This window comes from Parasphingorhabdus sp. (assembly GCF_041748495.1).
Classification (GTDB): domain Bacteria; phylum Pseudomonadota; class Alphaproteobacteria; order Sphingomonadales; family Sphingomonadaceae; genus Parasphingorhabdus.
In genome coordinates, this window is record NZ_JBGTDD010000145.1 from 21155 (window position 1) to 28127 (window position 6973).

A 6973-nucleotide genomic window follows, 5' to 3' on the forward strand; every position below is an offset into this window, starting at 1 on the left:
AGCTTTCCCGAAAGGGGAGACATGGGTTAATGGGGTCATATATGCGTCATATTGCGATCCTCATCTTGCTCATGGCTGTGACCGCCTGTATCCCGCCGGGTCGCGAAGACTATGTTCCGCCCCCACCGCCGCCGCAATTGCTCACCGATCCAGCAATCCTTGGCACCGTACCCGAACAGGCGCCTGCTTCAACATGGCAATCGCGTCCGGTTACACCCCGTGCCGAGCGCGTGGAATCGGGGACCTATATCGTGCAGCCCGGTGATACGCTGCGCGGCATTGCCAACAGGACCGGTGCGGGATCGCAGATTATCGCTTCAGCCAATGGCCTGGTCGAGCCCTATGTAATACGTCCCGGCCAGCGACTCAAGATCACTGGCGGGCGCTATCATGCTGTCAGTCCGGGCGAAACCGGAATCGCGATCGCCCGTGCCTATGGTGCACCATGGCGAGATCTGGTGGCCCTCAATGCTCTCGAAGAGCCCTATATTTTGCGTGTGGGCCAGAAACTGCTGCTCCCCGCCGACACGCCCAGCGATCCGGCGCGGTTGAGTATTGATCAGCGCGCTGCCGCCTTCGATCTCGATATTGACGATATTGTTACCGGCAGTCAGCCTGCGCTGGCCAATGGTGCGGCTGCAAAAGAGCCGTCCGATTGGCGCAAGGCGATTACACCCAACACGACCATCGTCACACCAGCCAGCTTTTCTGGCCGGTTCCAGTGGCCGGTGAATGGCACGCTGCTCTCCAGTTTTGGCAGCAAGGGCGGCGGTAAGGTCAATGACGGCCTCAACATCGGTGTCCCCAGAGGAACGCCGATCCGTGCCGCGGCCGACGGCGTGATCGCCTATAGCGGTGACGAGATCGGTGTTTTCGGCGGGCTGATTCTGATCAGCCACGGATCCGGCTGGGTTACCGCTTATGGCCATGCCGACAAGCTCAACGTCACGCGTGGCCAGCAGGTCAAAGCCGGCGAGGTTATCGGCCTGGCGGGCGAAAGTGGTTATGTCCAGGAGCCGCAGCTGCATTTCGAAATCCGCAAGGATCGCAAGCCGGTGGATCCGATCATTCATTTGCCGAAGCGCGGGTGAATCCATAGTGGCTCAGAACAACCGTAGCAAAGTCTCGGACTATTTTACCCTCCGAAGACGTTCCAGCCTGCCAATTTGGGCGGACATGGCTTGGCGCGTGGCCTTTGTTCTGGGACTGATCTTCATGGCCATCGCCGTGCATTGGTTTGACCGGGACGGATTGCAGGACAGCTATGACGGTCATATCAGCTTTCTGGATGTCGTCTATTTTACGATGATCTCGATTACCACCACCGGCTATGGCGATATCGCGCCGGTCACCGAGCGGGCGCGGATGTTTGACGCGTTGGTTGTGACTCCTATTCGCATCTTCGTCGTGCTAATCTTCATCGGCACGGCCTATAATTTTGTTTTCAAACGAACCTGGGACAAGTGGCGCATGAAACTTATTCAAAGCAATTTGAGAGATCATATCGTGATTGCCGGCTTTGGTACAAGCGGCAGCGAGGCGGTACAGGAACTGCTGGCACGCGGAACCGATGCGGAGGAAATCGTCGTGATAGATTCGTCTGACGATGCCCTGGCGCTGGCGGAGAAGCTTGGTTGCGCGGTGGTTAATGGCGATGCGACGCGTGACAATGCACTGATGAACGTGAAGATATCCCGCGCTCGCTCGTTGATTGTTTCGGCGGGGCGAGATGACACCAGCATATTGATCGTGCTCACCGCCCGGCATCTCGCCTATCATCTACCGATCAGCGTATCGATCAAGGCCGCAGACAACGAAATGCTGGCGCGGCAGGCCGGGGCAACGACCGTCATCAATCCGGTCAGCTTTGCCGGGCTGTTGCTGGCGGGCAGCTGCGAAGGTGCCAAGATTTCCGACTATCTCAGCGATCTCGCTTCCGCCACCGGCCGCGTGAAACTGGTCCAGCGGTCGGTCACCGAGGACGAAGTTGGCATGGCGATGAGCGACGTTGTCGGTTCGGGACTGGGGGTGAGGATATATCGCGGCGACACCGTGTTCGGCTTCTGGGAAGAAGAGGCAAACGAGTTGGAAGCAGGCGATATCATTGTCGAGATCATTCCCGGCAATGGCATCGAATCACGGCTGGTGAAAAACGCCTGAATCGGCCTGTCCCTTGGTTCATGTTGCACCTGCGAGATAAACTGCTATTCTGGCGGTTCAATAATGGAGCTTGCTGATGGCCGAACCCCTGGAGATGCCGACCGGGCTGCGCCCGCCGCACAGGCTGGCGCAACTGGGAGAATTGTCGCTGCCGCTGGATCTGGTGCGCTTTGGCCTGCAATGGCCGCGACTGGTGACTGCGCCGCGCGGTGACGGGCGGCCGGTCTATCTGATCCCCGGCTATGGCGGCAGCGAATTGTCGCTGCGGCCGCTGCAAGCCTTTCTCAAGCGGATCAACTATGATGTTGCCGACTGGTCGCTGGGCCGCAACAAGGGCTCCGTGGACCGCGATGTCGAGCGTTTCACCGCGGTTGCAGAAGACCGATTTGCCGCCAATGGCGAGCAGCCGTTCACGCTGATCGGCTGGTCGCTGGGTGGCACGATCGCGCGCGAAGTCGCCCGCCTGTCGCCGCATCTGGTGCGCGAGGTGATCACCATGGGCACCCCGATCATCGGCGGCCCCAAATATACCACCCCGGGCCAGCGCTACGCCCGGTCGGCCAATCTCCGGCTCGACCAGTTCGAGCGCGACGTCCACGAGCGCAACAGCATCGGCTTTGTGCAGCCGCTGACTGTCCTCTATTCCAACCGCGACGGCATCGTCGGCCCGGAAATCGCCAGGGATATCTACAATCCCCAGGCCCGCAATATCCGCGTCGATGGCGGCCATATGAGTCTTGGCTTCAACCCCAGGGTCTGGCGGATCATTGCCGATACGCTGGCCGGTCGCTGATCCGGATCTGAAGGCGGGAGCGCCTGCCGTCACGACCGTCACGCCGGTGATTCCGCTTTCGGGTTGCGCCAGAGATAGCGGTAGATGCCGAGCAGGTTGATTCCCAGCAGCACGACATTTTGGACCGCCAGCGGGCTGTTGCCATCGAGCAGGGACGCGGCCACCCAGACGATCGACGATCCGCTGAACAGGACAAAGCCCCAGCCGGTGATCCTGGCCCCGGCGTTGAGAGCGACCATCGTCGCGGCGATCATGCCGCTGATACTGGCGGTCCATCGCAGAATATCGATCATTTCCATAAAGTTGCTCCAGCTGCTGTCGGGGTTCGACCTAAGGCCAACGCACGGACAGGGGATAATGTTCAATATTATCGCATCTTTTCCGTCGGCGTCCGGAACCGATCGCCGGGTTGGTCGTTATAATAGCAAGCCGGGTGTTGCCACTCCCTCCCGCTTTTTGGCAACCCCGGCGTCCTATTGTCCCGGCCGATCGGGCTGGATAGCGGTCAATCCCCTGTATTCATTGCGCTCTTCGCGGACCAAAGCGAACGTTGGCGTTGCCGATGGCGATCTTTTGATGACTCCTCCGCAAAACAGGACTAAAGCGCCCGCCTTATGGCTACCCAAATTCCTTCTCCGCCCAAAGTGGGCATGGTCTCGCTCGGCTGTCCCAAGGCACTGGTCGACAGCGAGCGCATTCTGACGCAGCTGCGCTCGGACGGCTATGACCTGTCGCCGGACTATGCCGGCGCCGATGTCGTGCTGGTCAACACCTGCGGTTTCCTCGACAGCGCCAAGGAGGAGAGCCTCGAGGCGATCGGCGAGGCGATGGCCGAGAATGGCCGGGTGATTGTCACTGGCTGCATGGGCAATGAAGCCGATCTGATCATGAAGCGCTTCCCCGATGTGCTGGCGGTGACCGGCGCCCATCAGTACGAGGATGTGGTGACCGCGGTGCACGCGGCGGCACCGGCGGCGCGCGGGGCGTTTGTCGATCTGGTGCCTGAAGCAGGGCTCAAGCTGACGCCGCGCCATTACAGCTATCTCAAGATTTCCGAAGGCTGCAACCATCGCTGTTCCTTCTGCATCATCCCCAGCCTGCGCGGTGATCTGGTCAGCCGTCGCCCCGATGCGATCCTGCGCGAGGCGGAGAAGCTGGTCGAGGCGGGCACGAAAGAGCTGCTGGTGATCAGCCAGGACACGTCGGCTTATGGCGTCGATATCCGGCATCAGCCGCGGGTGTGGAACGGTCCCACCGGACAGGGCCGCGAGGTCCGCGCCCATATGACCGATCTCGCCGTCGCACTCGGTGAGCTGCGCACCCCGGCTGGCGAGAATGTCTGGACCCGGCTGCATTATGTCTATCCCTATCCGCATGTCGACAAGGTCATCCCGCTGATGGCCGAGGGCAAGATCACGCCCTATCTCGACATCCCGTTCCAGCACGCCGCACCCAATGTGCTGAAGCGGATGAAGCGCCCGGCCAACGAGGCCAAGGTGCTGCAGCGGGTCAAGAGCTGGCGCGATATCTGCCCCGATCTCACCATCCGCTCGACCTTTGTCGTCGGCTTTCCCGGCGAGACCGAGGAGGATTTCCAATATCTGCTCGACTGGCTCGAGGAAGCACAGCTCGACCGGGTCGGCGCGTTCCGCTTTGAACCGGTCGAAGGCGCGGCGGCCAATCTGCTCGACGGCGCGCTGCCCGAGGAAGTCAAGGAAGAGCGCTACCAGCGGATCATGGACGTCACCGCCCGGATCAGCGCCGCCAAGCTGCAGGCCAAGATCGGCCGCACGCTGCCGGTGATCATCGACGAGATCGGCGAGCCCGACGAGGACGGCGATGTGGGTGCGACGGCGCGGTCGCAGGCCGATGCGCCGGAGATCGACGGCAATGTGTTCCTGCGCAATGTCTCGCCCGGTCTGGCGGTCGGCGATATTGTCGACGCGGTGATCGAGGATGCCGACGAGCATGACCTGTTCGGGGTTGGGGCCGGCTAGTTCGAGGCGCGTTCTGCAGCCAAGCTTTTCCGTCTGGCGCCAACCAGCGGGATAAAATCATCGGGTACCGGCCGCGCCAGCCTGTCAAAGACCTTGGCCACATCGGGATGATTGCCCAGCTCTTCGTGGATGTTCGGCAGGGTTGATGCGGCATAGAAAAGTTCGAACGCCGGCTTTTGCAGGGCTTCGATAAACTGGGCCTGTTTCTTGTCATCCTCCAGGCCCTTAATCACCATCCGGGCTGCCTGTTCGCGTTCTCCGGCGCACAACAGGGCGTTTGCCGCCACCTCTAGCGCATCATCCTGATTTTCCACGATATCGGACATGACGGCTTGGGTTTCCTCGCTGCGACCGAGACCGTGGAGTGCGCACAGCCTGGCTTTCCGCACCAGCATATTGGCGTAGGGCGACCCCGAGTCTTTCGAGACCTCTGCAGCGAGCTGTGATGCGGCCAGGCCTTCGCCCCAGCGTCCCTGGGCGACCAGCCGGCTCGCCCGATTGATGACGAAATTGACCAGCCAGGGGTTTTCCCCCGGCCGATGATCAATTTTGCCGAACTGGTCGAAAATCCTGTCGGCGGCCTCGGTGTCTCCCAGAGCATCCAGCGCATAGGCCTCCAGATTGAGCATCCAGCCATCATCTTCGTTCCAGCTCTGGCTGCCTGCATCGCTATGGTCAATCGCTGCGGCCAGCGTGACAACATCTTCGAAACGTCCGGAAAACAGAAGAGAATGGCCATATTGCTGCCTTTTCTCCTTGTCGTCCGGCTTTGCTTCAAATCCGCTCTTCCTTTCCTGCAGATTGCGAGTCAGGATATTCGCCATGTTCGGGCCGGCATGCTGTTCAATCTGCGGCCAGATCGGTTCGTACAGCCTGTCCGCGAGCAGGGGGATATAGCTATAGGGGGAGCTGATCTGGCCCAGCATATCGCCGACATCACCAAGCGCACCGGCGCCATCCGTTTCGATCTGCATTTTGAGCATTCGGGAGGCGCTGATCGAACGTATGTCGGTGGACAGCCGTTCGAAATGAGGCGATCGATACAGCGTCCGATACAGGCGCATTGAGCGGTCGTTATCATCATCCTTGTTAAACCTCTGGACCAGCGCGAACAGAATATCGTCTGACAGGGACGTCAGCTGCCACGGATCATCCAGTCTGGCGAGGATTTCGAGGCGATCAAGCGCCTCGTCATATTCTGCCGCGACAAAGGCCAGCCGGAAGCCCCATTCCATCGTCGGCGCGTTGTCGCCGCCAAGCTTTTCCCATTGCTTCATATTCCGATAGGCTTCGGCCCAGTCCTGGCGGTCGATTGCGCAGCGCGTCGCATATTCTGCCTGATAGCCATCAATTCCTCCGCTCAGGTTGCGTCGGACCATTTCGGAGATCAGCGCCGAGATCTGGCAATGATTTTCGGCATCGCCGGCGATCTGCCTGTTGAAGAGACCCAACAGTTCCTGATCGGCCAGGTCCGTGAGATCGCTCCTGTCTGGGGCGGCGGATTGTGCGGAAGCGGGAGCCAGCGCCATCAGGATCGGGAGCAACAGGCGCATGGGGATTCGGCTTGTGGTGGACATCGTCATTTTCATCCCGATCATTTGTTTCAATATGGCGACGGTTCTTATGACGACGCCGCAAAACAGGGTCAATAGAGTCGGGCGACTGTGCCGTGTCCTGCTTCCGGAGGGGGTGGTCACTGGTGATTGTCCGCAGCCATTCTTGACAATCTTTACACTAACATAGTTTTTTCGCCTTTTCCGCCCAGCGGGCGCCGAATTGACCCGCCGCAAGCTCTGCCAGTTCCGCCGGGGTGACCAGCGCGTTGATCATCGCGTCGTCGCTGGTGCCGGTGGACGTGGCGGTCAGTCCGGGGACGTCGCCTTCCATGTCGGCGGCTTCCTCCGGGGTCATCCGGTAATATTCGGGCGGCCGGTCCGCGTCGGGCCATTGCACCGCGTAAAATTCCAGCTCCGCTTCCGCTGCGACGGGCGGCCCGGGCCGCGCCTCCGCCTCGGCGGCCAGC

7 protein-coding genes are annotated in these 6973 nt (G+C 60.6%); 4 read left to right on the forward strand and 3 right to left on the reverse strand.

Annotated elements, in window-relative coordinates; genetic code table 11:
• Positions 1-41 precede the first annotated feature (41 nt).
• The 3 genes from ACEW8J_RS12695 (at position 42) to ACEW8J_RS12705 (ending at position 2953) form a co-directional block, all read left to right on the forward strand.
• Entirely contained in the window at positions 42-1091 is a 1050-nt protein-coding gene (locus ACEW8J_RS12695) for a peptidoglycan DD-metalloendopeptidase family protein (protein WP_373492011.1), read from the forward strand.
• Positions 1092-1176: 85 nt separating this feature from the next.
• Positions 1177-2160 carry a TrkA family potassium uptake protein gene (locus ACEW8J_RS12700; protein ID WP_373492012.1) on the forward strand — a complete coding sequence of 328 codons (984 nt, stop codon included), beginning with the start codon at positions 1177-1179 and terminating at the stop codon, positions 2158-2160.
• A gap of 76 nt (positions 2161-2236) precedes the next feature.
• Positions 2237-2953, forward strand: a complete 717-nt coding sequence (locus ACEW8J_RS12705; protein WP_373492013.1) for an esterase/lipase family protein — start codon at positions 2237-2239, stop codon at positions 2951-2953.
• 38 nt (positions 2954-2991) lie between these two features.
• Here the strand turns inward: ACEW8J_RS12705 and ACEW8J_RS12710 are convergent, their stop codons facing one another.
• Positions 2992-3252, reverse strand: coding sequence for a hypothetical protein (locus ACEW8J_RS12710; RefSeq protein WP_373492014.1), 261 nt, complete (start codon positions 3250-3252; stop codon positions 2992-2994).
• 315 nt (positions 3253-3567) lie between these two features.
• Between ACEW8J_RS12710 and rimO the strand changes: the two genes are divergently transcribed.
• On the forward strand, positions 3568-4950 hold the full coding sequence (rimO, locus tag ACEW8J_RS12715; protein WP_373492015.1) for a 30S ribosomal protein S12 methylthiotransferase RimO: 1383 nt from the start codon (positions 3568-3570) through the stop codon (positions 4948-4950).
• On the opposite strand, the gene ACEW8J_RS12720 is transcribed toward rimO, so the two are convergent.
• Together ACEW8J_RS12720 and ACEW8J_RS12725 are read right to left on the reverse strand one after the other, a co-directional pair.
• Positions 4947-6503, reverse strand: coding sequence for a hypothetical protein (locus ACEW8J_RS12720; protein ID WP_373492016.1), 1557 nt, complete (start codon positions 6501-6503; stop codon positions 4947-4949). The genes rimO and ACEW8J_RS12720 overlap by 4 nt on opposite strands.
• 181 nt (positions 6504-6684) lie before the next feature.
• Positions 6685-6973 (reverse strand): hypothetical protein (locus tag ACEW8J_RS12725; RefSeq protein ID WP_373492017.1); only part of this gene is annotated, 289 nt, incomplete at its 5' end.